Origin of the sequence: Rhizobium sp. WYCCWR 11152 (assembly GCF_013087615.1) — a bacterium.
GTDB classification, from domain to species: domain Bacteria; phylum Pseudomonadota; class Alphaproteobacteria; order Rhizobiales; family Rhizobiaceae; genus Rhizobium; species Rhizobium indicum.
This window is the reverse complement of record NZ_JABFCP010000020.1, coordinates 220,945-242,074: the sequence shown is the minus strand read 5'-3', so window position 1 is coordinate 242,074 and position 21,130 is coordinate 220,945. Positions and strand designations below refer to the sequence as shown.

21 protein-coding genes are annotated in these 21,130 nt (G+C 62.0%); 9 read left to right on the top strand and 12 right to left on the bottom strand.

The features are described 5' to 3' along the window. Nucleotides 1–16 precede the first annotated feature (16 nt). Genes rpsP through ffh form a run of 3 tightly spaced genes read right to left on the bottom strand, consistent with a single transcriptional unit; the run spans nucleotide 17 to nucleotide 2,361 of the window. Nucleotides 17–388, bottom strand: coding sequence for a 30S ribosomal protein S16 (gene rpsP, locus G9X67_RS28630; RefSeq protein ID WP_012759371.1), 372 nt, complete (start codon nucleotides 386–388; stop codon nucleotides 17–19). A 49-nt stretch (nucleotides 389–437) separates the two neighbouring features. Continuing rightward, nucleotides 438–758, bottom strand: a complete 321-nt coding sequence (locus G9X67_RS28625) for a chorismate mutase (protein ID WP_003543666.1) — start codon at nucleotides 756–758, stop codon at nucleotides 438–440. 16 nt (nucleotides 759–774) lie between these two features. Then, nucleotides 775–2,361: a signal recognition particle protein gene (ffh, locus tag G9X67_RS28620; RefSeq protein WP_138331848.1), complete on the bottom strand. Its 1,587-nt coding sequence runs from the start codon at nucleotides 2,359–2,361 to the stop codon at nucleotides 775–777. 494 nt (nucleotides 2,362–2,855) lie between these two features. Between ffh and G9X67_RS28615 the strand changes: the two genes are divergently transcribed. The 6 genes from G9X67_RS28615 (at nucleotide 2,856) to G9X67_RS28590 (ending at nucleotide 8,268) form a co-directional block, all read left to right on the top strand. Further along, the gene (locus G9X67_RS28615) at nucleotides 2,856–3,080 is read left to right on the top strand and encodes a hypothetical protein (RefSeq protein ID WP_138331847.1); all 225 of its coding nucleotides are present in this window, start codon (nucleotides 2,856–2,858) and stop codon (nucleotides 3,078–3,080) included. Nucleotides 3,081–3,196: 116 nt separating this feature from the next. Further along, nucleotides 3,197–4,102, top strand: a complete 906-nt coding sequence (dapF, locus tag G9X67_RS28610; RefSeq protein ID WP_171600220.1) for a diaminopimelate epimerase — start codon at nucleotides 3,197–3,199, stop codon at nucleotides 4,100–4,102. Continuing rightward, entirely contained in the window at nucleotides 4,099–5,373 is a 1,275-nt protein-coding gene (gene mtaB, locus G9X67_RS28605) for a tRNA (N(6)-L-threonylcarbamoyladenosine(37)-C(2))-methylthiotransferase MtaB (RefSeq protein ID WP_138331845.1), read from the top strand. The genes dapF and mtaB overlap by 4 nt, the downstream gene beginning before the upstream one ends. A gap of 16 nt (nucleotides 5,374–5,389) precedes the next feature. Next, nucleotides 5,390–6,964 carry a signal recognition particle-docking protein FtsY gene (gene ftsY, locus G9X67_RS28600; RefSeq protein WP_171600219.1) on the top strand — a complete coding sequence of 525 codons (1,575 nt, stop codon included), beginning with the start codon at nucleotides 5,390–5,392 and terminating at the stop codon, nucleotides 6,962–6,964. A gap of 75 nt (nucleotides 6,965–7,039) precedes the next feature. Continuing rightward, nucleotides 7,040–7,684, top strand: a complete 645-nt coding sequence (locus tag G9X67_RS28595; protein ID WP_064247261.1) for a septation protein A — start codon at nucleotides 7,040–7,042, stop codon at nucleotides 7,682–7,684. After that, nucleotides 7,681–8,268, top strand: coding sequence for a DUF2585 family protein (locus G9X67_RS28590; RefSeq protein WP_171600218.1), 588 nt, complete (start codon nucleotides 7,681–7,683; stop codon nucleotides 8,266–8,268). The genes G9X67_RS28595 and G9X67_RS28590 overlap by 4 nt, the downstream gene beginning before the upstream one ends. 161 nt (nucleotides 8,269–8,429) lie before the next feature. On the opposite strand, the gene G9X67_RS28585 is transcribed toward G9X67_RS28590, so the two are convergent. From G9X67_RS28585 to ccmA, 5 genes are all read right to left on the bottom strand, one after another. Then, on the bottom strand, nucleotides 8,430–9,038 hold the full coding sequence (locus tag G9X67_RS28585; protein ID WP_171600217.1) for a DsbE family thiol:disulfide interchange protein: 609 nt from the start codon (nucleotides 9,036–9,038) through the stop codon (nucleotides 8,430–8,432). Next, complete coding sequence (gene ccmD, locus G9X67_RS35160; RefSeq protein WP_171600216.1) at nucleotides 9,035–9,214, bottom strand: heme exporter protein CcmD; 180 nt, start codon at nucleotides 9,212–9,214, stop codon at nucleotides 9,035–9,037. Before ccmD ends, G9X67_RS28585 begins: the two co-directional genes overlap by 4 nt. Nucleotides 9,215–9,216: 2 nt before the next feature. Further along, nucleotides 9,217–9,978 carry a heme ABC transporter permease gene (locus tag G9X67_RS28575; protein WP_138389440.1) on the bottom strand — a complete coding sequence of 254 codons (762 nt, stop codon included), beginning with the start codon at nucleotides 9,976–9,978 and terminating at the stop codon, nucleotides 9,217–9,219. Between the two features lie 48 nt (nucleotides 9,979–10,026). Further along, nucleotides 10,027–10,686, bottom strand: a complete 660-nt coding sequence (gene ccmB, locus G9X67_RS28570; protein WP_171600215.1) for a heme exporter protein CcmB — start codon at nucleotides 10,684–10,686, stop codon at nucleotides 10,027–10,029. A 226-nt stretch (nucleotides 10,687–10,912) separates the two neighbouring features. Continuing rightward, a complete protein-coding gene (gene ccmA, locus G9X67_RS28565) occupies nucleotides 10,913–11,557 on the bottom strand; it encodes a heme ABC exporter ATP-binding protein CcmA (RefSeq protein WP_138331839.1) in 645 nt (214 codons plus the stop codon). A gap of 262 nt (nucleotides 11,558–11,819) precedes the next feature. Between ccmA and acnA the strand changes: the two genes are divergently transcribed. From acnA to G9X67_RS28550, 3 genes are all read left to right on the top strand, one after another. Continuing rightward, complete coding sequence (gene acnA / locus G9X67_RS28560) at nucleotides 11,820–14,510, top strand: aconitate hydratase AcnA (RefSeq protein WP_171600214.1); 2,691 nt, start codon at nucleotides 11,820–11,822, stop codon at nucleotides 14,508–14,510. 236 nt (nucleotides 14,511–14,746) lie between these two features. Then, on the top strand, nucleotides 14,747–15,487 hold the full coding sequence (locus G9X67_RS28555; RefSeq protein ID WP_003543652.1) for a thioredoxin family protein: 741 nt from the start codon (nucleotides 14,747–14,749) through the stop codon (nucleotides 15,485–15,487). A 370-nt stretch (nucleotides 15,488–15,857) separates the two neighbouring features. After that, a complete protein-coding gene (locus tag G9X67_RS28550) occupies nucleotides 15,858–16,259 on the top strand; it encodes a DUF2794 domain-containing protein (protein ID WP_129422205.1) in 402 nt (133 codons plus the stop codon). A 6-nt stretch (nucleotides 16,260–16,265) separates the two neighbouring features. On the opposite strand, the gene G9X67_RS28545 is transcribed toward G9X67_RS28550, so the two are convergent. The 4 genes from G9X67_RS28545 to G9X67_RS28530 all read right to left on the bottom strand — a co-directional run bounded on the left by G9X67_RS28545 (nucleotide 16,266) and on the right by G9X67_RS28530 (nucleotide 21,090). Continuing rightward, on the bottom strand, nucleotides 16,266–16,823 hold the full coding sequence (locus tag G9X67_RS28545; RefSeq protein ID WP_138389445.1) for a GNAT family N-acetyltransferase: 558 nt from the start codon (nucleotides 16,821–16,823) through the stop codon (nucleotides 16,266–16,268). Between the two features lie 110 nt (nucleotides 16,824–16,933). Further along, nucleotides 16,934–17,662: a Bax inhibitor-1/YccA family protein gene (locus G9X67_RS28540; protein WP_012759353.1), complete on the bottom strand. Its 729-nt coding sequence runs from the start codon at nucleotides 17,660–17,662 to the stop codon at nucleotides 16,934–16,936. A 180-nt stretch (nucleotides 17,663–17,842) separates the two neighbouring features. Further along, nucleotides 17,843–20,386, bottom strand: a complete 2,544-nt coding sequence (locus tag G9X67_RS28535) for an ABC transporter permease (RefSeq protein ID WP_171600213.1) — start codon at nucleotides 20,384–20,386, stop codon at nucleotides 17,843–17,845. Next, a complete protein-coding gene (locus tag G9X67_RS28530; RefSeq protein WP_138331835.1) occupies nucleotides 20,383–21,090 on the bottom strand; it encodes an ABC transporter ATP-binding protein in 708 nt (235 codons plus the stop codon). The genes G9X67_RS28535 and G9X67_RS28530 overlap by 4 nt, the downstream gene beginning before the upstream one ends. Nucleotides 21,091–21,130: the final 40 nt, after the last annotated feature.

The following is a 21,130-nucleotide window of genomic DNA, read 5'->3' as shown; positions in this document are numbered from 1 at the left end:
GAAGGGGGTGTCGCGATTATTCCGCGGCGTCTGCAGCAGCAGCGGCGGCGTCGGTGACCTTCTGAGCCTTTTCGGCGGCGCGTTCCTGGGCGCGCTTGCCGGGCTTTGCCTTGACCGGGTTGTTCTTGACTTCGCGCTTGGCAACGCCTGCCTCATCCAGGAAGCGCAGAACGCGGTCGGTCGGCTGGGCGCCGTGTTCGATCCAGTGCTTGATGCGCTCGGCGTTCAGCTGAACGCGCTTCTCATCGTCCTTGGCAAGCATCGGGTTCCAGGAACCGAGGTTTTCGAGGAAGCGGCCGTCACGCGGGCTGCGCGCATCGGCGAGAACGACGTGGTAATACGGGCGCTTCTTGGAACCACCGCGGGCGAGACGAATTTTCAGTGCCATGTTCTTTACTCCTTGGGCTTTTCTTGACCGCTTTTTTGAGCGGTACGGGTTATCGGGCTGCAGCGCTCTGTTCAGCGTGATCCGCAGCGATCTGCTCATGATGCCGGATGACTTCCTTGATGACGAAGTTCAGGAACTTCTCGGCGAAATCCGGGTCCAGATTGGCGGCCTTCGCCAGCTGGCGAAGGCGTTCGATCTGGTATTCCTCGCGCGCCGGGTCGGCCGGCGGCAAATTGTATTTGGCCTTCAGCACGCCGACCTCTTTGGTGCAGCGGAAGCGTTCGGCCAGCATGTGCACGAGAGCGGCGTCGATATTGTCGATCGACTGACGATAGCTCGCGAGCTGGGCTTTGACGTTTGGATCAATCATGGGGCAAGCGATCCTTTCACTTCTTCTTCGGCAATCCGGGCAATCCCGGGAAACCACCGCCAAGGCCCGGCAGCTTGGCGCCGCCGAGGCCCGACAAACCACCCGGCATACCGCCGAGACCGGGCATGCCCCCACCCGGTTTTCCAAGCCCCGCCGCTTCCGCCTGCTTCTGCAAGGCCTCGAGCTGTCGGGGATCGATATTCGAGAGATCGGGCATGCCGCCACCCATGCCGCCCATGCCGCCGCCGAGGCCCATCTTGCCGGCAAGGCCGCCCATCATCTGCTTCATCATGCCGCCTTTGCCCTTGCCGCCCATCATCTTCATCATGTCCGCCATCTGGCGGTGCATCTTCAGAAGCTTGTTGATGGCGGCGGCATCGGTGCCGGAACCGGCGGCGATGCGCTTCTTGCGCGAATGCTTGAGCAGGTCGGGATTGGTGCGCTCGGCCTTGGTCATCGACTGGATGATGGCGATCTGGCGGCCGAAAAGCTTGTCGTCGAGGCCGGCTGCGGCCATCTTGTCCTTCATGCCGGCCATGCCGGGCATCATCCCCATGATGCCGCCCATGCCGCCCATCTTCTGCATCTGGCGCAGCTGGTCGGCGAGGTCGTCGAGATCGAACTTGCCCTTGGCCATCTTGGCGGCCATGGCGGCCGCCTTCTCGGCGTCGATGTTTTCCGCCGCGCGCTCGACGAGCGAGACGATGTCGCCCATGCCGAGAATACGGTCGGCGATGCGGCGGGGATGGAATTCCTCCAGCTCGCTCATCTTCTCGCCGACGCCGATCAGCTTGATCGGCTTGCCGGTGACGGCGCGCATCGAAAGGGCGGCACCGCCGCGGCCATCGCCGTCCATGCGGGTCAGCACCAGACCGGTGATGCCGACGCGTTCGTCGAAACTGCGGGCGAGGTTGACGGCGTCCTGACCTGTCAAACTATCGGCGACCAGCAGGATTTCATGCGGGTTCGAGCGCTTCTTGATGTCGGCCATCTCGACCATCAGGGGCTCGTCGATATGCGTACGGCCGGCGGTATCGAGGATGACGACGTCATGGCCGCCAAGCTTTGCGGCTTGAACGGCACGAGCAGCGATATCGGTCGGCGACTGGCCTGATATAATAGGCAGCGTGTCGATATTGGCCTGGGCGCCGAGCTGGCGAAGCTGCTCCTGGGCTGCCGGACGGCGCGTGTCGAGCGATGCCATCAGCACCTTCTTCTTCTCGCGCGTCGACAGGCGATGGGCGATCTTCGCCGACGTCGTCGTCTTACCGGAGCCCTGCAGGCCGACCATCATGATGACGACAGGGGCAGCGGCATGAAGGTCGACGCCAACGCCTTCGCCGCCCAGCATCTCGATCAGTTCGTCATGCACGATCTTGACGACCATCTGGCCGGGCTTGATCGACTTCAGGATCTCGGCGCCGACGGCCTTTTCACGCACGCGGTCGGTGAAGGAACGCACGACGTCGAGCGCGACGTCGGCCTCCAGCAACGCACGGCGAACCTCGCGCAGCGCTGCGGAAACATCGGCTTCCGAAAGCGCGCCACGGCCTGTCAGTCCATTCAGAATGGATCCAAGACGGTCCTGGAGGTTTTCAAACATCGGCTCTTCCTTGATACGTTTCGGGCGGGTTCTTACCTGCCCGGAAACGTCGTGCTTTTCCTTGACGAAAACAAGACGCAAAGCCAAAAAGCACCCGAGGGCGCATCGCGCTGTCGGGTGTTGACCTCCGGGATCTTAAGGTTCCCGGTCGGCGGCTCGGAGTCGTGTGGCTCGTCGCGGATTGGGCGCGATAAACAGGAAAGCCGCGCGAAAGTCAAGGCAATGCGGACAAATGACCGCATGACCGCCGTCTCAAAACCCAGGTGACGAGAGGGCGCTAGTGTCTCATCCAGCGGTTGCAGCAAAAGTACATACTCAAACAAAGTGATGTAGTGGCTTGCGCAATCCGCCAACGCTTCAGGTTTTGCCGACAAATATTGGCACTCCGGCGGCCGAATTCGCTGTCAACGCCAGTTGCAAATTATTCTGCTTATGATTCTACTTTCTACTTAAGTGCGTCCTGTAAAATGATTCGTGAATATCCTTGATGCCGAATGAATCGGCGGAGATATCGAATGCTAAATGCTGATATTGAGAGCTGGGCGCTGGCGCGGGCCCATCATATTGTCCTGAACGAAGGCCTGAATCTTGCCAAGGCGGCACAGGATCTGGATCGCAAGCGGTCCCGCTCGCTGGTCTACGAGCTGAGAAAGGTCATCACCGCAGCTATTGTCGAAGCCCATGCTGCATCCTTCGATCCCGACAGTGCGCAGCGGTAAAAGCCGAACTGCTGCCTCGAAGGGATCGGCGGGCCGCAACCTGCCCGGCACTCACCCACTGGTAATTCCTTCGCATTTCCGCCATATACACCGGAAAGACAGACGGAATGATACCCATGAGCGCAACGGTCGAATTTGCGAGGATGAACGGGCTTGGCAACAAGATCCTGGTCGTCGACATGCGCGGCCGGCCGGACAAGGTGACGCCGGCGGCGGCGGTCGCGCTCAATGCCGATCCCCAGACTGAGTTCGATCAGATCATGGCGATCCACGATCCGAAGGCCGAAGGCACCGATGCCTTCATCGATATCCTGAATTCAGATGGCTCGAAGGCGCAGGCCTGCGGCAACGGCACGCGCTGCGTCGTGCAGGCGCTTGCCGCCGAGACCGGCAGGAAGGCCTTCACCTTCCAGACGGTTGCCGGCATCCTCAACGCCGTCGAGCACGAGGACGGGACGATCTCCGTCGATATGGGCCGGCCGGTCTTCGATTGGGACAGGATCCCGCTGGCGGAAGAATTCCACGACACCCGCCGCATCGAGTTGCAGATCGGTCCGATCGACAATCCGGTGCTGCATTCGCCGTCGGCAATGTCGATGGGCAATCCGCATGCGATCTTCTGGGTGGACAGGGACGTGATGTCCTATGATCTCGCCCGCTTCGGACCGCTGCTCGAAAACCATCCGATGTTTCCCGAGCGCGCCAATATCACGCTGGCGCAAGTGACGTCGCCGACATCGGTGACGACGCGCACCTGGGAGCGCGGCGCGGGACTGACGCTCGCCTGCGGCTCGGCTGCCTGTTCCGCCGCCGTCAGTGCTGCACGCACCGGCCGCACCGGCCGCAAGGTGACGATCAATGTGGCAAGCGCCAAGCCGCCGGCCACGCTTTCCATCGAATGGCGCGAGCGCGACGATCATGTCATCATGACCGGCCCGGCCGAATGGGAATGGTCGGGCAGGGTCGATCCTTCGACCGGTCTCTGGTCGCGCGATGGTACCCGAGAGGCGGAGGCGCAGTGAGCGGCGTCGAGGTCATTACCTTCGGCTGCCGCCTCAACACATATGAATCCGAAGTGATGAAGGCGCAGGCTGAAAAGGCCGGGCTCAACAACGCCATCCTGGTCAACACCTGTGCGGTGACCGGCGAGGCCGTGCGCCAGGCCCGCCAAGCGATCCGCCGGGCGCGGCGCGACAATCCGCATGCCCGCATCATCGTCACCGGCTGCGCCGCGCAGACGGAAAAGCAGACCTTCGCCGCGATGGAGGAGGTCGATGCCGTGCTCGGCAACGAGGAGAAGCTGACCAGCGCCTCCTATCGTAGCCTGCCGGATTTCGGCGTTTCGGCCGAACAGAAGCTCCGGGTCAACGACATCATGAGTGTCAAGGCGACGGCGCCGCAGATGGTCAGGCATATCGACGGCCATGTGCGTGCCTTCATCCAGGTACAGAACGGCTGCGATCATCGCTGCACCTTCTGCATCATTCCCTATGGCCGCGGCAATTCCCGCTCCGTACCGATGGGAGCCGTCGTCGATCAGGCCCGCAATCTCGTCGACGGCGGTTATCGCGAGATCGTGTTGACCGGCGTCGATGCAACCAGCTATGGCGGCGATCTGCCCGGCGCCCCGACGCTCGGGCTTCTGGCGAAGACGCTGCTGAAGCAGATCCCCGATATCCGCCGCCTGCGGCTTTCCTCGATCGACAGCATCGAGGCCGACGCCCATCTGATGGATCTCATTGCCGACGAACCCCGCTTCATGCCGCATCTGCATCTGTCGCTGCAGCATGGCGACGATATGATCCTGAAGCGCATGAAACGTCGGCATCTACGTGCCGATGCGTTGCGTTTCATCGAGGATGCGCGCCGGCTTCGCCCCGAGATGAGCTTCGGCGCCGATATGATTGCGGGCTTTCCCACCGAAACCGAAGAGATGTTCGAGAATGCCGTGAGGCTGGCGGAAGAGGCTGGCATCGCCCATCTGCATGTCTTCCCCTACAGTCCGCGTCCCGGCACACCGGCCGCCCGCATGCCGCAGCTCGACCGGTCGCTGGTCAAGGATCGCGCCGCAAGGCTGCGCGCCGCTGGACATAGGCTGCATCAATCCCATCTCGATCAGATGATCGGAACCCGGCAATGGCTGCTTGTTGAAAACAACGGCCTGGCGCACACGGAGAACTTCACGCTGGTCGCGGCCCCTAGCCTTCGTCCCGGCGAACTTGTACCGGTCACGATCACCGGCCACAATGGCAAGCATCTCGACATGCAATTGACGGCCGCAGCCGCGGCCTGACTTTCACGGAATCCTCATGGCGCTCAGTTTCATCAAAAAGGTCTTCACCTTCGGCAAGCCGGCTGAAGAACCTGTGCCTGCGGCCGTGGAAAGGGAGCTGGAACCACGTTCGCGCGACGAAGATCTGCCGGTTGCTGACGATCCAGTGCTGGCCGAGGAAATGGATACTGCCGGCGGGCCGGCTGCCGATATTGACGAGGGCGGGGTCGAGGCGCCGGTTGCTGACGATGATGTCGAATCCGCAATCCTGCCCGCCGCCGACCAATTGAGCGATATGGGTGTCGTGCCGCTTTCATTGCTGGAAGCCGAGGCAGCAGCGGAGGCGGAGACTGAAATCCAGGCGGTCGTCGAAGCCGTTGCGGAAATACCCGCTTCTGTCCCTCTGGAACATCTCCCCCAGGAGGCGGCAGATCCTGTGGAGAGCGGAGCGCTGGAACGGCCGGCTGACCTCGAAGAGATCGTCGAAAGGCTTCCGGAAGAGATTCCGGCTGAGGATGATGCAGGACTGGATTCGCCCTCCCAGCCAATCTCCCCACCTGTGGGGGAGATGCCCGGCAGGGCAGAGGGGGGTAGCCCCAAGATAGAACCGGAGATTGGTTCTCCCATCCTCCCCAGAGGCTTTGTCACCGGCCCGAAGGTCGTCGAGCCGCAGCCGGTTGTCCTGGAGCCGAGACTCAGCTGGTTCCAGCGCCTGCGCAACGGCCTTGCGCGCACCTCCTCGCAGCTGACCAGCCAGATCACCGCGCTTTTCACCAAGCGCAAGCTCGATGACGAGACGCTGCAGGATCTTGAGGATCTGCTCATCCAGGCCGATCTCGGCGTCGAGACCGCCATGCGCGTCACTGATACGCTCGCTTCTGAGCGCTATGGCAAGGATGTCACCGGCGAGGATGTCAGCCGGATCATGGCGTCGGAAATCGCCAAGGTGCTGAAGCCGGTCGCCAAGCCGTTGCAGCTCGACCTTTCGCATAAGCCGCATGTCATCCTCGTCGTTGGCGTCAACGGCACCGGCAAGACGACGACGATCGGCAAGCTCGCGGCAAAACTTTCCGGCGCCGGGCTGAAGGTGATGCTGGCGGCCGGCGATACGTTCCGTGCGGCGGCGATCGAGCAGCTGAAAATCTGGGCCGACCGGACGAAATCCGAATTCATCGGCACCAAGCTGGGCGCCGATGCCGCCGGCCTTGCCTATGATGCCTTCGAACAGGCAAAGGCGAAAAAATGCGACGTACTGATCGTCGATACCGCCGGCCGCCTGCAGAACAAGGCAGAGCTGATGGCCGAGCTCGAAAAGATCGTGCGCGTGCTCGGCAAACTCGATCCCGATGCGCCGCATACCGTGCTGCAGACCCTCGACGCCACGACGGGGCAGAACGCGCTCAACCAGGTCGAGATCTTCCGCAACGTCGCCGGCGTCAACGGGCTGATCATGACCAAGCTCGACGGCACGGCGCGCGGCGGCATTCTCGTCGCCATCTCCGCAAAGCACAAGCTGCCGGTCTATTTCATCGGCGTCGGCGAGGGCGTCGAGGATCTGGAGCCGTTCGAGGCCGAGGATTTTGCCCATGCCATTGCCGGACTTGGGCAATGATGCCACAGATATGCTGCCGAAAGCGTGCAGGGCACGGCCGGAAACAGTTTCCAGGAAAACAGGTTTGAAGAACGCATGAGCACCGAAAGCGATATCACCCCGTCTGCTGCCGACCGGCATCACCCGCTGCTGAAACTGGCGCTGGAACTCGGGCCGCTGCTGATCTTCTTCTTCGCCAATCTACGCGGCCAGTGGCTGGTGGAGACGTTTCCTGCTCTTTCCGAATTGGGCGGACCGCTGTTCGTCGCGACCGGCCTCTTCATGGCGGCGACGATCATCTCGCTGATCGTTTCGAAGATCGTGCTCGGCCATCTGCCGATCATGCCTTTTGTATCAGGCATCGTCGTCGTCATCTTCGGCTCGCTGTCGATCTGGCTGCAGAACGAGACCTTCATCAAGATGAAGCCGACCATCGTCAACGCGCTCTTCGGCGTGGCGCTGCTCGGCGGGCTGGCCTTCGGCAAGTCGCTGCTCGGCTATGTCTTTAACGCCGCCTTCCAGCTCGATGCCGAGGGCTGGCGCAAGCTCACCATCCGCTGGGGCATCTTCTTTCTCTTCCTTGCGGTGTTGAACGAAGTCGTCTGGCGCAATTTTTCCGACGGTACCTGGGTCGCCTTCAAGGTCTGGGGCACGATGCCGATCACCATCATCTTCACGCTGGCGCAGATGCCGCTGGTGCTGAAACATAGCGTCAACCTGGAAACGGAAGGCGAGAAGTGAGCGCTGTCGACGTAGAATCTCGCGTAAGACACCAGAACTTCTGGTTTGTCGCCTGCCTCGTGGTCCTGGTCATTCAGATCGCTGCCGAATTTATAATGGGCCGCGTGCCGATCTGCGCCTGCGGTTATGTCAAGCTGTGGGAGGGCGGGGTCAATACCAGCGGCAATTCGCAGCATCTGTCGGATTGGTATACGCCGTCGCACATCATCCACGGCTTCCTGTTCTACGGGCTCGCGCATCTCATCCTGCGCGGCAAGCCGTTGGCAGCAAGGCTGCTGCTGGCGCTCGTCATCGAATCCGGCTGGGAGCTGCTCGAGAATTCACCTCTCATCATCGACCGCTACCGCACGGCGACCATCGCGCTCGATTATTACGGCGACAGCATCCTGAATTCGGCGATGGACACCGTCTTCATGTGCGTCGGCTTCTTCTTCGCGCGACGCGCGCCGGTGGCGCTGACGGTGGCGATTGCCATCTTCTTCGAGATTTTTACCGGCTACATAATCCGCGACAACCTGACGCTGAACGTTGTGATGCTGATCTGGCCGGTTGAGGCGATCAAGGTCTGGCAGAGCGGGGGTTAAGACCCCTCCCCAACCCCTCCCCACAAGGGGGAGGGACTAACTCGTGGCACCGCCTCGCAAACCAGACCAACTGCACACTGCACGTTTGATAGGACGCACGGCAAGAGCCGCACGTTAAGTCCCTCGCCCTTGTGAGGAGGGGTCTTTTGTGGATCACTCACTCAGGAAGTCGGCTTGCCGAGCGCCTTTTCCATCGCTGGAAACAACCCTTCCTTCAGGCTGATATCGTCGAAGGGGCCGACGCGCTTGTAAAGGATCGTGCCGTCAGGCCCGACCAGATAGCTTTCCGGAATGCCGTAGACACCCCAGTCGATCGCTGCCTTGCCGTTCGGGTCGATGCCGATCGCCTGAAAGGGGTTGCCGAGCTCGCCGAGGAAACGCAGGGCGTTGTCGCTCTGGTCCTTGTAATTGATGGCGACGATGTTCAGCCGTCCGTCTTTTGCCAGTTCTTTCAAGACCGGATGTTCGTCGCGGCAGGGGAGGCACCATGAGGCGAAGACGTTGACGAGGGTCAGCTTGCCCTTGATTGCCGCATCGGTCAGCGCCGGCAGGTTGGCGCCGTCGAGCGGCGGCAGGTTGAGCGCCGGCGCCTTGGTGCCGATCAAGGCGGAGGGAATTTCGGCGATGTTCTTGCCATGGAAGTCCTGGTCGTAGAGCATCTTTGCCGCCGTGGCGGCGATGCCGCCGAAGACGACGAGCGGCAGCAGCGCCAGTGCGTAACGGCTCAGCCCGCGCGGCTTGGCGGCGGTGTTTTCCGGCGTGTCGTTCATTCGCCATCCCCCACACTGTCCTTGGGGCGCGCCGAACGGCGGCGGATGCCGGCAGCCTCAAGGGCTGCAAGTTCTCTGCGGCGGGCCCGGCCATCGGCCCAGGTCCAGGCCGTGACGGCGATCGTCACCAGGGCTGCAAAGCCATAGGAAGCGTAGACGTAGAAGGCATGCGCCACGATTAATCCTCCCGGCTCGCCATGCGGGCGGCAAGACGGCGCTGGGCGGCAATGCGGCGGCGCCAGATCTCGTTCCTCATCGCCATGATGTGCAGCGTGAAGAAGAGCAGGGTGAAGGCGATCGCCATGACGAAGAGCGGCCGCAGGAATTCCGGATCGATCGCCGGGCCGTCGAGGCGCAGCACGCTTGCCGATTGGTGCAGCGTGTTCCACCACTCGACCGAGAATTTGATGATCGGGATGTTGACGAAGCCGACGAGGATGAGCACGGCGCTGACGCGCGCGGCCTTCGACGGATCATCGATGGCGCGGCCGAGCGCAATCAGCCCGAGATACATCAGGAAGAGGACGAAGACGGAGGTCAGCCGCGCATCCCACACCCACCAGGTGCCCCACATCGGCTTGCCCCAGAGCGAACCGGTGACGAGCGCGAGCAGGGTGAAGGCGGCGCCGAGCGGGGCAGCGGCCTTGGCGGAGACATCGGCCAGCGGATGGCGCCAGACCAGCGTACCGATCGCCGAGAGGCTCATGATCGTATAGCACATCATCGAAAGCCAGGCCGAGGGCACATGCACATACATGATGCGCACGGTCTCGCCCTGCTGGTAATCGCCTTCGGTGGCGAAGCTCAGATAGAGACCGACGATAAAACAGAGGGCGGTGATGCCGGTCAGCCACGGAATGGCGCGCGCCGCCAGCGCCAGAAACCGCGTCGGGTTGGCGAGATCACTGAATTTGCTGATGGCAAGGCTCGTTTCGCTCATGTCCGCTTCCTTACCTTGATCCGGCTTTTCCCGCAATCGAACGCCCCATCAATCCGCTGTGTTTCGCAGCGCCAGGGCGGCGGCTGCCGGGCCGATGACCGCGAAGAAGAGTGTCAGCGCAATGAGAATCAGGAAGGGCGGCAGGAAGGGGGCGGGATCCTCGACTGCGGCATAGGTGGCGCTGACGCCGAAGATCAGCACCGGGATGGTCAATGGCAACACGAGGATCGAGACCAGCAGGCCGCCGCGGGGCAGCGCCACGGCAACGGCAGCACCCACGGCGCCGATGAAGGTGATGGCGGGCGAGCCGACTAGCAGCGTCAGTATGGTCGCGCCGATCGCGGTCTCGTCCATGTTCATGAAGAGGCCGAGCAGCGGCGAGGCGATGACCAGCGGCAGGCTGGTGGCCGTCCAATGGGCGAAGCATTTGACCAGCACGGTGAGGACGAGCGGTGTTTCCTGCATCAGCATCAAGTCGAGCGATCCGTCATCGCGCTCGGCCTGGAACAGGCGGTCGAGGCCGAGAAGGGCGGCGAGCAACGCGCCGATCCAGACAATGGCGGGGCCGATGCGCGACAGCAGTTTGAGATCGGGACCGACGCCGAAGGGAATGACGGCGACGATGGTCAGGAAGAACAGCACGCCGATCAGCGCACCGCCGCCAGCGCGAATCGAGAGTTTCAGGTCGCGGAAGAAGAGGGCGGTCATGCGGGGCAGCTCTCTAGATGTGCGGTGGACGGGGCACCCCCCTCTGCCCTGCCGGGCATCTCCCCCACAAGGGGGGAGATCGGCTGGATGCTCTTGCTTCCCCAAACAATCGGCCATCCAAATCGGCAATCCGGTTGCGAGGCGGGAAAGCTGAGCAGCTTGTGATCTCTCCCCCTGTGGGGGAGATGCCCGGCAGGGCAGAGGGGGGTAGCCACACCGAGATACATCAACCCCATATCCCCGCATCCACGCCGGCAAAGCCCGTCATCTTCAATTCCTGCGCATTCCTCAGCCCCAAGGGCTGATGCGTTGCCGCCAGCACGATGCCGCCCTTTTCCAGATGCGTCATGATCAAATCGGCAAACAGCCGGTCGGCGCTGGCGTCGAGTGCGGCGGTCGGTTCGTCGAGGATCCAGACGGGGCGGTGGGCGACGAGCAGCTTGGCGAAGGCTATCCGGCGCTGCTGGCCGGCGGAGAGATAACCGAAGGGAAGGTGGGTGATGCCGGAAAGACCGACGGCGTCAGTGGCGTCCTCGACGGAAAGGGCGGCGGAGCCTGTATTGCCGAGAAAGGTGCGCCAGAAATCGAGGTTTTCTGCAACCGTAAGTTCACTCTTCATCGCATTTCGATGGCCAAGGTAGTGGCTGACCTCGCCGGGATCCCTGCCTCCCAGGCTCTCTTCGCCGTGAAATATGACAGTGCCTTTTTCCGGCCTGAGGAGGCCGGCGACGACACGCAGCAAAGTGGACTTTCCCGATCCATTTTTTCCGGTCAGGACAAGCGCCTCGCCGGCCGCCAAGTGAAAGGAAATGTTAACGAAAATGAGATCCTCACCGCGCCTTGCAGCCAGATTTTCGGCGGTGAGATGCATGCGTCGGCTCTTTCCTGGTTTCGGCTTGCAGCGGGGTCAAAAAATGTCCGATTTTGACTGTGCTCGGGTATGGCAAGTTTTTAGGAAATTATCTATAAGACCTGCAACCACGCCAGCGGTCGGCGTGAATTTCATCCTTGCGCCGAACTTGGAGCGTCTGTTCCACGTGCGGACAGCGGAAATGGCCGTACCCGCATCCTGATGTGCATTAAGTGCATAGGCGTTCGCACGACTGTGTTGGCTATCAGAAACGGGGTATCTCGTGTCTAAATCTCTTGACAGTTTCAATTGTCGTTCCACGCTTTCCGTCAACGGGAAGGACTATGTCTATTACAGCCTGCCCAAGGCTGAGGCAAACGGTCTGGCCGGCGTGTCGAAGCTTCCCTATTCGATGAAGGTGCTGCTCGAAAACCTGCTGCGCTTCGAAGACGGCCAGTCGGTCACCAAGGAGCACATCCTGGCCGTTGCCGAATGGCTCAACAACAAGGGTGCGGTCGAAAACGAAATCGCCTATCGCCCGGCGCGCGTGCTGATGCAGGACTTCACCGGCGTTCCCGCCGTCGTCGATCTTGCCGCGATGCGCGACGCGATGGTGTCGCTCGGCGGCGATCCGGAGAAGATCAACCCGCTCGTTCCCGTCGATCTCGTCATCGACCACTCCGTCATCGTCGACGAATTCGGCACGCCGCAGGCTTTCGCCAGGAATGTGGAGCTGGAATACCAACGCAACGGCGAGCGCTACCGCTTCCTGAAGTGGGGCCAGCAGGCTTTCAAGAATTTCCGCGTCGTGCCTCCCGGCACCGGTATCTGTCATCAGGTCAATCTCGAATATCTCGGCCAGACCGTCTGGACCAAGGAAGAGGACGGCGAGACGATCGCCTATCCCGATACCTGCGTCGGCACCGACAGCCACACGACGATGATCAACGGTCTCGGCGTTCTCGGCTGGGGTGTGGGCGGTATCGAAGCGGAAGCTGCGATGCTCGGCCAGCCGGTCTCGATGCTGCTGCCCGAAGTCATCGGCTTCAAGCTGACCGGCAAGCTCAAGGAAGGCGTCACGGCGACCGACCTCGTTCTCACCGTCGTGCAGATGCTGCGCAAGAAGGGCGTCGTTTCGAAGTTCGTCGAATTCTTCGGCCCCGGCATGGACAACATGCCGCTCGCCGACCGCGCAACGATCGGCAACATGGGCCCGGAATACGGCGCCACCTGCGGCTTCTTCCCGGTCGACGGCGAAACCATCAACTACCTCACCATGTCCGGCCGCACGCATGACCGGATCGCCCTCGTCGAAGCCTATTCGAAGGCGCAAGGCATGTGGCGCGAAGGCGACGGTTCCGAGCTCGTCTTCACCGATACGCTGGAACTCGATCTTAGCGACGTCGTGCCGTCGATGGCCGGCCCGAAGCGTCCGGAAGGCCGAATCTCGCTCGAGAATATCGCGACCGGCTTCGCCGGCTCGATGGATGCCGACTACAAGAAGCCCGGCCAGCTGAACAACCGCTATGCGGTTGAAGGCACCGACTTCGATCTCGGCCACGGTGACGTGGCGATCGCTGCCATCACGTCGTGCACCAACACCTCCAACCCGTCAGTGTTGATCGCCGCCGGTCTTCTCGCCCGCAACGCCGTTGCCAAGGGCCTGAAGACGAAGCCGTGGGTGAAGACCTCGCTGGCACCTGGAAGCCAAGTCGTCGGTGAATATCTCGCCAAGTCGGGCCTGCAGGCCGACCTCGACAAGCTCGGCTTCAACCTCGTCGGCTTCGGCTGCACCACCTGCATCGGCAATTCCGGCCCGCTGCCGGCACCGATCTCGAAGACGATCAACGACAAGGGCCTCATCGTTTCCGGCGTTCTCTCCGGCAACCGCAACTTCGAAGGCCGCATCTCGCCCGACGTGCAGGCGAACTATCTCGCATCCCCGCCGCTGGTCGTCGCTTATGCGCTTGCCGGTACGGTGCAAACGGATCTGACCAAGGAGCCGATCGGCGAGGACCAGAGCGGCAACCCGGTTTATCTCAAGGACATCTGGCCGACCTCGAAGGAAGTTCAGGAATTCATCCTGAAATACGTGACCCGCGAGCTTTACGAAAGCAAGTACGCCGACGTCTTCAAGGGCGACGTCAACTGGCAGGCCGTTCAGATCCCGCCGGGCCAGACCTATGCCTGGGACGACAATTCGACCTATGTGCAGAACCCGCCCTACTTCGTCGGCATGGGCAAGAAGGGCAGCGGCGTTTCCGACATCAAGGGCGCCCGCGTCCTCGGCCTGTTCGGCGACAAGATCACCACCGACCACATCTCGCCGGCCGGTTCGATCAAGGCGGCATCGCCGGCCGGCGCCTACCTGATCGACCACGACGTCGCCGTTGCCGATTTCAACCAGTACGGCACGCGCCGCGGCAACCATGAAGTGATGATGCGCGGCACCTTCGCCAATATCCGCATCCGCAACCACATGCTCGGCCCGAACGGCAAGGAAGGTGGCTACACCATCCATTACCCGTCGAAGGAAGAGACCTCGATCTACGACGCCGCGATGCAGTACAAGCAGGAAGGTGTGCCGCTCGTCATCTTCGCCGGTGTCGAATACGGCAACGGCTCCTCGCGCGACTGGGCTGCCAAGGGCACCAACTTGCTCGGCGTCAAGGCGGTGGTCGCCCAGTCCTTCGAGCGCATTCATCGTTCAAACCTGGTCGGCATGGGCATCATCCCCTTCGTCTTCGAAGAGGGCACGACCTGGCAGAGCCTCGGCCTCAAGGGCGACGAACTCGTCACCATCGAAGGTCTGGAAAAGATCAAGCCGCGCGAGAAGAAGATCGCCAGGATCACCTATGGCGACGGCACCGTGAAGGAGGTTCCGCTGCTGTCGCGCGTCGATACGCTCGACGAGGTGATCTACCTCAACAATGGCGGCATCCTGCAGACGGTTCTGCGCGATCTCGCTGCCTGATTTTTAAGAGACTTATTTGATAATAGCCGCCGGAAAGCAATCTCCGGCGGCTTTTCTTTGGTGCGACGACAGTATTTGGACGGGCTCACGATGATTTGTTTTATGCAAGTTCCCGTCGAGCTACGTCTCACCCGTTCGTGACTTTTCGTTTGGACCCGGAAGGATTATTCGTACGTTCATATGTCAGGGCCCCCGGTTCAAACATGCCGTCGGCGCTGAAAAAGAGGTGCAGGTGAATGTCCCCCCGTTTTTTGATTCCGCTGATTGCCGGCGTTGTTCTCTCAGGCCCGCTACAGGCCGAAGACGGCACGCCGAAAGGTGTCGTCGAACTCTTCACGTCGCAGGGCTGCTCCTCCTGTCCTCCCGCTGATGCCGCTTTCCGCAAGCTGGTGAACCAGGGCGATGTCATTGCGCTCGCCTATCATGTCGATTACTGGAACTATCTCGGCTGGGCCGATACGCTGAGCTCCAAGGAAAACACCGAGCGGCAGTATGGCTATGCCAAAACGATGGGCCGCAGCAACGTCTACACGCCGCAGGCCATCGTCAATGGACGCGACCATCTGGCCGGCGCCGATCTGAATGGCATCAACAGCAAGATCGACACCTATAGCAGCGAAGGCAACGGGCTGACCGTTCCGATCAGTGCCGCGATGCGCGGCGACGAGCTGGAGATCAAGATCGGCGCGGGACAAGGCAAAGCCAATGTCGTCATGGTCTATTTCGATAAGGAAAAGACGATCGACGTCGAAAAAGGCGAGAACAGCGGCCAGAAGATCTCCTATCTGCACAGCGTCACCAATGTCGAAACCGTCGGCATGTGGGACGGCAAGGCGACCAGTCTGACGCTGCCGGCCAGCGTCCTGCAGCGGCCGCAGCTCGAGGGCTGCGCCATCCTGCTGCAATCGGCGACCGCAGACGGCGATCCGGCGGCGATCCTTGGCGCGACCGTGGTGATGGCTGGCAAAAATATCTGAGATTCATCCGGTTGCGGATGAAGTGCTGGGGCGGCCCGGCCGAGCGTATTCGGGGCTGGGGTTAAGGTCGATACGCTCCGCCGGGCCCTTTGGCGCGCTGGCGCCAAACTGGAATTCATAAATCTCCTGCAAATGAGGCGCTGTTTTGACTGAAATGCGGCGCTGCGGAGAAAGCGTTGACCTGTCCAGCGCATCATGCTTTCCGAAAATCAAACCCAACTTTCGCAAGACATGATGCGCTGACTCAAAGTGCTACAGCGTCCTTGCGCGAGAGACGTGCGGCGGAATGTGACGGCTGGCACTCTTGCAATTTGCGGCGGCTCGGGCAAACTGTCACCCTCCTGTCACATGTGGAGGCCTTGTGAGACTGATGACAGATCAGCCGGATTTGCGACACGGCGAAAGCCGTTCCGTCGACCACAGTTCCTCAGTCGTCGTCGATCTCAGGGAATACAAACAAAGCAAGGACCCACTTCCGGTGACCTTCCACCGGCGCGAACTGGACGCGATCCTCTGGATCTACGGCCGGATGGTTGGTGATGGTGAATGGCGCGACTACGCCATCGATCACCTGAAGGACAGGGCGGTCTTTTCCGTTTTCAAGCGTTCCGGCGAAATGCCGCTCTTCCGCATCGAGAAAAACCCGAAGCTCGCCGCCAAGCAGGGCGCCTATTCCGTGATCAGCGTCAACGGCACGATCCTGAAGCGCGGTCACGAGCTGAACCAGGTGCTGAAGGTCTTCGACAAGGCCCTGAAGCTCGTCGACAAGTAAACCATATCAGCCGTTAAACAGCGTGCCGGGATAGGTCGACGGGTCCGGATCTGTGCTCATACCCTCACCGAGGGCGCGCTGCATGAACATCGTATCCAGCCAGCGGCCGTGCTTGTAGCCGGTGCCCTTCATCAGACCAACCTCCTCGAAGCCGGCCGTGCGATGAAGCGCGATCGAGGCGGGGCTGGCGCCGCCGATGACGGCTGCCATCTGACGAAAGCCGAGGGTGGTGCAACGGATGATCAGTTCGGCGAGCAGCGCCTTGCCGATGCCGCGGCCGCGGGCTTGCGGCGCCAGATAAATCGAATCCTCGACCAGCCAGCGATAGGCAGGACGCGTGCGGAAGGCCGAGGCGTAGGCGTAGCCGAGCAAGGCCCCGTCCGTGCCGATGGCTGCGATATAGGGATATTGCTGGCCGACGATGGCCGCAAAGCGTTGCGCCATCTCGGCCTCGGAGGGCGGCACGATCTCATAGCTCGCGACGCCGTTCAGGACCGATTCGCGATAGATATCGGCAATGGCGGGAATATCGGCGTTCGAAGCATCGCGCAGGAGGAAGGACATTTCAGCAGCATATCCATAAGGGCGGCAAGGGCTTTCTAAAACCATTCCGTGAAAGCCTACGCAACAAAAAAGGCGGCCGAAGCCGCCTTTTCGATCTCAGTCTGCCCTGCTTATTTACGGTTGCCCATGAACTGCAGCAGGAACATGAAGAGGTTGATGAAGTCGAGATAGAGCGTCAGCGCACCCATGATCGCCTTGCGACCGGCCACGGCGACGTCATCGGCTTCCAGGTACAATTCCTTGATCCGCTGCGTATCGTAGGCGGTGAGGCCTGCGAAGATCAGCACGCCGAGCACCGAGATCGCGAACTGCACGGCAGACGACGCCAGGAAGATGTTGACGATCGAGGCGATGATCAGGCCGAACAGACCCATCATCAGAAACGAGCCCATCGCCGACAGGTTACGCTTCGTCGTGTAGCCGTAAAGCGACAGCGCGCCGAAGGAGGCGGCGGTGACGAAGAAGGTCTGAACGACGCTCTGGCCCGTGTAGATCAGGAAGATCGACGAGAGCGACAGGCCGACGAGCGCAGCGTAGACCGCAAAGGTCGTCTGGGCGGCGGCCACCGTCATCGTATTGATCCGGAAGCTCAGGAAGAACACCAGAGCCAGCGGCGCCAGGATGACCACCCACTTCAGCGGGCTCACATAGATCGCCTGACCGAAAGCGGTCAGCTCACCATTGGCGAAGGCGAATTGGAACGACAGATATGCGGCCACACCGGTGATCGCCAGACCCAGCGCCATCAGGTTGTAGACCTTGAGCATATAAGCGCGCAGGCCTTGATCAATCATCTCGCCGGTCTGAGCGCGGCTTTGATAGTTACGAAGATCAGCCATAGTTTCCTCTTACAAGCTCCGATGGAAATACGGTGTCGGGGTTTTCGACCCGGGCGCCGCTGCGGAGCTCCAGCATGCCTGCGGATAATATGAGGCTTTCGCCCTTTGCAAACAAGAGGCTTGCAAAGGCTCGGTCGGTTAAATCGCCGTAAGGTGAAGGGTTTGGGTGCCGCTGCCCGGTCAAAGCTCGCGCAAGACGGGGGCCGCCTTCTGCCCGAGGATGCGCCAGGTGCCGATAAGGCCAATGCCGACGGTCAGGACGAGCGCGGTCACAAGCGTCAGTCCCGCCACGTCGGGCAGAAAGGTCGACGGCAGACGCATGATGCGGGCGACGATGAACCAGGCGGCGACGCTGCCGGCGATCAGCGCGAAGATCGCAGTCGCGAGGCCGAGGATCAGATATTCGTAGCTGAAGGCGCGGATCAGCATGGCGCGCGTGGCACCGAGCGTCTTCAGCACCACCGCATCGTGGGTGCGCGCCCGGTTTCCGGCGGCAAGCGCGCCGGCAAGGACGAGGATCGAGGCGATCAGGGCGACCGAGGCCGCAGCGCGGATTGCGGTCGCGAGCTGTGCGACCAGCTGGTTGACGATATCGATCGCGTCCTTGACGCGCACACTGGTGATCGTCGGATAGGTGTTGGTGACGGATTTCAGGATCGCCGCATCTTCGGCCGGTGTCGAAGAGGGATCGGTCAGCGTCGCCAGCCACGCATGCGGGGCGCCGCGGAAGGTATTCGGCGAGAAAACCATGACGAAATTGATCGACAGCGATTCCCACTCGACGCGGCGCAGATTGGCGATCTTCGCCGTGATGTTGCGGCCGAGCACGTTGACGGTCACCGTATCGCCGAGCTTGAGACCGAGTTCATGCGCCTCTTCCGAGGAGAAGGAGACGAGCGGCTCGCCGCTGTAATCCTTGTCCCACCATTTGCCTTCGGTGAGGGCGGCGTTCTCCGGCAGGTTTTCGGCATAGGTGATGCCGCGATCGCCGTTCAGCACCCAGCGGCCGGCGGCCGGCACGTTCATCTTGGTGACGTCCTCGCCGTTGAAGGCGATGATCCGGCCGCGCAGCATCGGCACTTCGACGAGCTTGCCCTGCGGCGCTTGGCCTTGGACGAGATCGCGGAAGGCGCCGACCTCGGCGCTCTGGATATCGACGAAGAAGAAGTTCGGCGCACCCTCGTTCATGCGGCCGGTCAGCTGCTGGCGCAGGTTCCCGTCGATCAGGGTCAGCGTCACCAGCAATGCGAGGCCAAGGCCGAGCGAGAGCACGACTGAGGGCGTCAGTGCGCCGGGGCGGTGGATGTTGCCGATCGCAAGCCGCAGCGCCGGCGAATTGACGCGCGGACTGCGGCGCGCGAGCCAGGCGATCAGCGCGGCGACCAGGCGCAGGACGACAAAGGCGAAAACGATCGCGCCGACGAAGACGACGGCGATGAAGCGGTCATAGGCGGTGAGGATGGCAAGGCCGGCAAGGGCGGCCATGAACAGGGCGGCTAGCAGGATGTAGGGCCAGGAGGGCAGGTGGCGGGCCTCGAAGCCTTGCTCGCGGAACAGCGCGGTCGCAGGCACTTCGCGAGCGTGGCCGAGCGGCAGGATGGCAAAGGCGAGCGTCGTCAGGATGCCGAAGAGCGTCGCCAGCAGCAGGGCGCCGGGATAGAGGGTCGGCACGGTCGAGACCGGCAGGAATTGTGCCAGGAATTGCGCGGCAAGCATCGGCGACAGGGCGCCGATGACGAGGCCGATCAGGATCCCGCCGAGAGCGATGATGGCGATCTGGAAGAGATAGATCAGAACGACGACCTGCGCCGGCGCACCGAGACATTTGAAAGTGGCGATGGTGGTGCGTTTGAAATCGAGGAAGGCGCGCACTGCATTGGCGACACCGACGCCGCCGACGATCAGCGCGGTGAGGCCGACCAGGGTCAGGAACTGCGAGAAGCGGGTGATGTTTTCGGTGAGCGAGGGCGCGGCGCGGTCGCTGGTGCGGATCGCCCAGCCGGCGGAGGGGAATTCCTTCGAGGCGCGCGCCTGGATGCCCGACATCGCGGCCTTGTCGTCCAGCCGGATCTTGTAGGCGTGTTCGACCAGGCTTCCCGTCTGGATCAGCCCGGAGGCTTGGAGCGCCTGGCGGCTGACGAGCAGACGCGGCGCAAAGCCAAAACCTTCCGACAGTGCGTCCGGCTCGGTTTTCACCGTGCCGGTGATGCTGAGCTTGACGTTGCCGAGCAGCAATTCGTCGCCGACCGCAAGCCCGAGCCGATCGAGAAGCAGCGGGGCTGCGACCGCACCATAGGTGCCGCCTTGGCCCGAAAGCAGTGCCGCAAGCGGATAGTCCGGCTCGGCCACGAACTTGCCGTAGAGCGGGTAGGCGTCATCGACGGCCTTGACCTCGACCAGCGCCTGATCGGAACCGTCGGGCTTGCGGGCCATCGAGCGCAGGCCTGTTGACACCGAAACGGTGCCGAGGCCTTCGAGGAAACCTATTTCCTGAGGTGTGGCTTCGCGATTGTTGAGTTCGAAACGGACGTCGCCAGCCAGCAGTTCCTGCCCCTGCGAGGCGATCGTGTCGGTGATCGACTGCGAAACGGAATTGACAGCGGCGATGGCGCCGGTGCCGAGCGCGATGCAGGCAAGGAAGATGTAGAAGCCGCGGATGCCGCCGCGCAGCTCGCGCAGCGCCAGGCGAAAAGCGAGCGAGACGCGTGGCGTGATGATCCTCATGCGATCGCCGCTTCGCTGCGGCGGGCGGCGCTGTCGCCTTCGATCCTGCCGGAGCGGACGCGAATCTGGCGCGAGCATCGGTTTGCGAGCGAGACGTCGTGGGTGACGAGAAGCAGGGTCGTGCCGCGTTCAGCCTGCTTGGAGAACAGAAGATCGGCGATCTGGCGGCCGGTCTCGGTGTCGAGATTGCCGGTCGGCTCGTCGGCGATCAGCAGGGCAGGCGAGGGGGCGAGCGCCCTGGCAATCGCCACGCGCTGCTGTTCACCGCCGGAAAGCTGACCGGGATAGTGGTGCAGCCGTTCGCCGAGCCCGACCGATTTCAGCTCGCGATGAGCGATCTCGAAGGCGTTGCTGACATTGGCGAGCTCGAGCGGCACGGCGACGTTTTCCAGCGCCGTCATGTTGGCGATCAGGTGAAAGGACTGGAAGACGATGCCGATGTTGCGGCCGCGGAAATCGGCGACCTGGTCCTCGCTGAGGCTATGGAGCGGCGTATCGTTGATGTTGATTTCACCGCTGTCGAGCCTTTCCAGCCCGGCAAGCACCATCAGCAGGGTCGATTTGCCGGAACCGGAAGGGCCGACGATGCCGACGGATTCACCGGCCGCGATATCGAGATCGATGCCCTTCAGCACATGGACGGAGGCGGCTGCGCTACCAAGGGTCAGATCGGCGCCCTTCAACTCGATAATGGTTTTTGCCAACAGAAATCGCCCTATATATGTCCGTAATCGAATGGCCGCA

Bases quoted from the DNA above. Each gene is read 5' to 3' on its own strand.
- rpsP (WP_012759371.1), bottom strand. From the start codon at position 388: ATGGCACTGAAAATTCGTCTCGCCCGCGGTGGTTCCAAGAAGCGCCCG.
- G9X67_RS28625 (WP_003543666.1), bottom strand. From the start codon at position 758: ATGATTGATCCAAACGTCAAAGCCCAGCTCGCGAGCTATCGTCAGTCG.
- ffh (WP_138331848.1), bottom strand. From the start codon at position 2,361: ATGTTTGAAAACCTCCAGGACCGTCTTGGATCCATTCTGAATGGACTG.
- G9X67_RS28615 (WP_138331847.1), top strand. From the start codon at position 2,856: ATGAATCGGCGGAGATATCGAATGCTAAATGCTGATATTGAGAGCTGG.
- dapF (WP_171600220.1), top strand. From the start codon at position 3,197: ATGAGCGCAACGGTCGAATTTGCGAGGATGAACGGGCTTGGCAACAAG.
- ftsY (WP_171600219.1), top strand. From the start codon at position 5,390: ATGGCGCTCAGTTTCATCAAAAAGGTCTTCACCTTCGGCAAGCCGGCT.
- G9X67_RS28595 (WP_064247261.1), top strand. From the start codon at position 7,040: ATGAGCACCGAAAGCGATATCACCCCGTCTGCTGCCGACCGGCATCAC.
- G9X67_RS28585 (WP_171600217.1), bottom strand. From the start codon at position 9,038: ATGAACGACACGCCGGAAAACACCGCCGCCAAGCCGCGCGGGCTGAGC.
- G9X67_RS28575 (WP_138389440.1), bottom strand. From the start codon at position 9,978: ATGAGCGAAACGAGCCTTGCCATCAGCAAATTCAGTGATCTCGCCAAC.
- ccmB (WP_171600215.1), bottom strand. From the start codon at position 10,686: ATGACCGCCCTCTTCTTCCGCGACCTGAAACTCTCGATTCGCGCTGGC.
- ccmA (WP_138331839.1), bottom strand. From the start codon at position 11,557: ATGCATCTCACCGCCGAAAATCTGGCTGCAAGGCGCGGTGAGGATCTC.
- G9X67_RS28555 (WP_003543652.1), top strand. From the start codon at position 14,747: ATGTCCCCCCGTTTTTTGATTCCGCTGATTGCCGGCGTTGTTCTCTCA.
- G9X67_RS28550 (WP_129422205.1), top strand. From the start codon at position 15,858: ATGACAGATCAGCCGGATTTGCGACACGGCGAAAGCCGTTCCGTCGAC.
- G9X67_RS28545 (WP_138389445.1), bottom strand. From the start codon at position 16,823: ATGTCCTTCCTCCTGCGCGATGCTTCGAACGCCGATATTCCCGCCATT.
- G9X67_RS28540 (WP_012759353.1), bottom strand. From the start codon at position 17,662: ATGGCTGATCTTCGTAACTATCAAAGCCGCGCTCAGACCGGCGAGATG.
- G9X67_RS28535 (WP_171600213.1), bottom strand. From the start codon at position 20,386: ATGAGGATCATCACGCCACGCGTCTCGCTCGCTTTTCGCCTGGCGCTG.